The organism is Shewanella sp. (assembly GCF_051658185.1).
In the GTDB taxonomy this organism is placed as follows: domain Bacteria; phylum Pseudomonadota; class Gammaproteobacteria; order Enterobacterales; family Shewanellaceae; genus Shewanella.
In genome coordinates, this window is sequence record NZ_JBOFMC010000029.1 from 1 (window position 1) to 3,533 (window position 3,533).

At 41.1% G+C, this 3,533-nt stretch carries 3 protein-coding genes; 2 read left to right on the forward strand and 1 reads right to left on the reverse strand.

What is annotated here, in order from left to right; translation table 11 throughout:
* Both ACRCZA_RS01095 and ACRCZA_RS01100 read left to right on the forward strand, forming a co-directional pair.
* Positions 1-2,052 (forward strand): putative bifunctional diguanylate cyclase/phosphodiesterase (locus tag ACRCZA_RS01095; protein ID WP_438672644.1); only part of this gene is annotated, 2,052 nt, incomplete at its 5' end.
* A 111-nt stretch (positions 2,053-2,163) separates the two neighbouring features.
* Positions 2,164-2,454 (forward strand): hypothetical protein, encoded by a 291-nt coding sequence (locus ACRCZA_RS01100; protein WP_438672645.1) that lies wholly within the window; start codon positions 2,164-2,166, stop codon positions 2,452-2,454.
* Between the two features lie 318 nt (positions 2,455-2,772).
* Here the strand turns inward: ACRCZA_RS01100 and ACRCZA_RS01105 are convergent, their stop codons facing one another.
* Positions 2,773-2,973: a hypothetical protein gene (locus ACRCZA_RS01105; RefSeq protein WP_438672646.1), complete on the reverse strand. Its 201-nt coding sequence runs from the start codon at positions 2,971-2,973 to the stop codon at positions 2,773-2,775.
* Positions 2,974-3,533 lie beyond the last annotated feature (560 nt).

A 3,533-nucleotide genomic window follows, 5' to 3' on the forward strand; every position in this document is an offset into this window, starting at 1 on the left:
CAAATCGCACTTAGTGAAGAACGCTTAAAACTGTCTCTATGGGGTAGTGGCGATGAAATGTGGGACTGGGATATAGAAACTGGCAATATCTTTCGCTCTAATATATGGGGAGCACTTGAATTTCCCAAGGATGGCCAGCGCGCAGGTAAGTCAGGAGAAGAAAGCAATATTCATCCGATGGATCAAGAGCGCGTGAGAGAGGCTCTCAATAGGCATTTTTATAGGGAAACTGATCACTTTGAAGCCGCCTACCGCGTTAAAGGAAAAGATGATAATTGGGTATGGATCCTAGATAGAGCAAAAATTGTGGAGCGTGATGATAAAGATAACCCATTGCGTATGACTGGTACGATAAAAAACATCAGTCAGTTCAAACAAAAAGAAGAGCAGTTAAAGCTGTTTGAAAAGGCTATTGAAAACATTTCTGAAGGTATGTTTATCCTCGATAGCCAATATCAATTTGTAGAGGTCAATGAAGCCTGCTGCCAAATATCCCAAAAACATCGCTCGGCTTTTATAGGCAATATTTTAACCTTCGATTTATATCCTGACAGTTTTTCGACCCAAATACGCACCATGTTAAAACAACACGGCCGTTGGGCAAACACTGTCGAAGCAATCCGTGGGGATAAAACTCATTTTCACATGGAATTGTCCATTGACGCCATTTACGATGAACAAGGTGAGTTATCTCATTACGTTGGTGTTTTTTCTGATATTTCTAGAAGGATCCAGCAAGAAGAAGAATTACGAAAATTAACCAACAATGACTTACTGACGGGACTGCCCAATAGATCTAACCTGCAAGTCACACTTGGCAACTTGGTCAATAAAGAGATAACCCATGCCTTAATGGTACTTGATCTCGACAATTTTAAGCGAATAAACGATTCATTAGGCCACCAAGTAGGAGATCAGCTATTGAAACTGGTCTCGATCAGGATTAAAGAGGCCGTGCCCAAAAATACTAACATTTATCGCCTTGGTGGCGATGAATTTGCCATCGTATTAGATAAGCCTTCAGATATTAGCGCCTGCGCCGTTATCGCGGGCAGAGTTATCGAAGCCTTCAAAAGTTCATTTATCATCAATCAACAATCCTTAGTGCTAGGATTAAGCATAGGCATAGTCCTTTATCCCGAAGATGAGCAAAGCGAACAAGCCCTCTTAAGAAAAGCGGACATTGCTATGTACCATGCAAAATCGGCCGGTGGAAATATCTATCAATTTTATTCTGAATCACTTAACGAACACGCAATTAAACAACTAAAAATCGAAAATCTTATTCGAGAAGGACTAAAAGATAATTTATTTGAGGTCTACTACCAGCCCAAAGTCAATCTTAAGCAAGGATGTGTGACTGGTATGGAAGCTTTAGTCAGATTAAATCATCCAATTCACGGTTTAATTCCACCAGGTGATTTTATACCACTAGCTGAAGAAAATGGATTAATCATTGAAATCGGAGAAATCGTGCTTCGTAAAGCATGTTTCGCCGCACAACGCTGGCGCGAGCTAGGGTTATTCAACGGTAGAGTTGCCGTCAATTTATCGTCACGGCAATTTGCTTTGCCTGATATTCAGCAACGAATAGAGTCAATTTTAAGGCTTACGCAACTACCAGCCTGCCACCTTGAGTTAGAAATCACTGAAGGCACCGTGATAAAACAACCTGAGCAGGCTATTTTAGTGATGCTGCAACTCGCAAAAATGGGAGTTAGCTTAGCATTAGATGATTTTGGTACAGGTTATTCATCCCTATCCTATCTAAAGCGGTTTCCAATCCATACGCTGAAGATAGATAAAGCCTTTGTTGACGACATAGATAAATCTGATCGGGACTTAAAAATGGTCGATTCGATCATTACTATTGCCCACAATATGGGTCTGTCAGTGGTGGGGGAAGGTGTCGAACAAACTGCACAGCTCAATATTCTGCGAGCACTTAATTGCGAGGAAATACAAGGTTATATCTTTAGCAAAGCCATCTGTGAAGCTGATTTCACCCAGTTATTAGAAAAGGACCGAGCAAAACTTGTAGTGAACAGCTAGCAAACAAAACTCTCAAATTGATAACAAATTAAACATTGGCACAACATCTGCAAGCAGTGTTATCAGTGTCAATAAAAAATCCATATCAACTACCCTGAGAGAGAAATCACAATGATTAAAGGAACTTTATCTGTTATCGCATTAACGTCATTAATCGGAACAGTTACTGGCTTAAGCCTTGCAGATAGCACAGATAACCTTGCCGCGGCGCCAAACGTACGCTTTAAACCTGTAGAAGTCGCTGCAGCACCAAACGTGCGCTTTAAACCTGTAGAAGTCGCTGCGGCGCCAAACGTGCGCTTTAAACCTGTAGAAATCGCTGCGGCACCAAACGTACGCTTTAAGCCTATAGAAATCGCTGCGGCACCAAATGTGCGCTTTATCGATATAACATCTGTTTAATTAACAAGTTGTTTAAGGCTTTACTATGCTAAATTCAATTAAAAAAGCACTCGGTTTATCTAAACCAGTTCGGAAAAAAGTCCAATTACCCGAAGGCTTAAATCACCTTGAAGTGATCCCTGCTAAAGGATGGTGGAATTAGGCTATTCGCCATGACACGTTTTAAGCAACTGGTGTCAATCAATAGCGCTAGTGCAGCAATCAGCTTTAAGGTGAATGCTGCAACAGAGATGACCAAAGGGAGCTAAGGCTCCCTTGCTTTTTATATGCATTAAACAATTTTACTGATATCAAGCATTTACACATTTAATTCTGCATTTAACTTTTAATGGTCATCTCATCCCGATGACGAATTTTCCTTAAAGCTAACTCACTGTGAACGTTAAAGAGGGGGATTGCTAAAGGGCCTAAGACTAAGCCGAACAAGCTCCAGCGCGCCACGGGCAATCCAGCAGCAAAAGCCAAATACCCCAAGTACCAAGCAGATATCAATGCCAGCACGAAAACGATAAGTATCACTGCAAATCCTCTATCAAATTCAATTAATCAAAATGACAAGTAAAAATTACCTTAAAATTCAGTAAATAAGGTTAATCTGCGATGCACTGCACGGCTGCCCATGTCATGAGGCGCTTGTATTTGCTCGCGCAGATTTTGTAATAAGCTCGTTTATTTTTTATCCCTTAACCTTCAGCTCATCAGTTCAGAAAGCATCGATGATCTATATCATATGCATATGATCGTCATCATCGACATTATCCCTAGGACAGCAGCCTCTACATTATTGACATAAGCTAGATTGACATAGGCTAGATTGACATAAACTTGATTAACATAAACAAAGCAGTTGCCCAGCCTGCATGATACAAGATAGCTAAGGCTGCTGTGAACAGTTTTTAGGCAATACTTCACCTTAAGGCAAATAAAAAGCGGCAAAGACATGCCGCTTTTTTGAACAATTTTAACCCCTTAGACTAGAGCACCTTAGATGGACATTCGTGACATTGCCAATGCGACTCTGCCACTCTTACTCCACCACTCCTACTCCGGCGATGCCACTCCTTCGCGCAGGCCTAAAT